Origin of the sequence: Leucobacter sp. M11, assembly GCF_035726885.1 — a bacterium.
GTDB lineage: Bacteria > Actinomycetota > Actinomycetes > Actinomycetales > Microbacteriaceae > JAPFRB01.
On record NZ_JAPFRB010000001.1, the window covers coordinates 79,849 to 80,094 of the forward strand.

The following is a 246-nucleotide window of genomic DNA, read 5'->3' on the forward strand; positions in this document are numbered from 1 at the left end:
CAACCACGCGGCGGGGAAGAGCCCCTCGCCGATCAGTTCCGCCGGGAGCAGCGTGGCGAGGGAGGGGGTCGGTGCCCCGGGCGGCCCCTCGACGGCCCAGCTCAGCGAGAGCCGGTGCCCGCTCCGCCACGCCGCCGTCAGGACGATGCGGCCGGGCTTGGGCTCGGGCAGGTGCACGGAGCCGTCGGAGCTGCTGAGCTGGAACCCGGTGCGCAGCTCGGGGATGCCCTCGGCGAGGAAGCTCTC

General features: G+C 75.6%; 1 protein-coding gene. It reads right to left on the reverse strand.

Translation table 11 applies throughout. From position 1 onward, the window contains the following. Positions 1-246 (reverse strand): hypothetical protein (locus OOT08_RS00395; protein WP_325090620.1); only part of this gene is annotated, 246 nt, incomplete at both ends.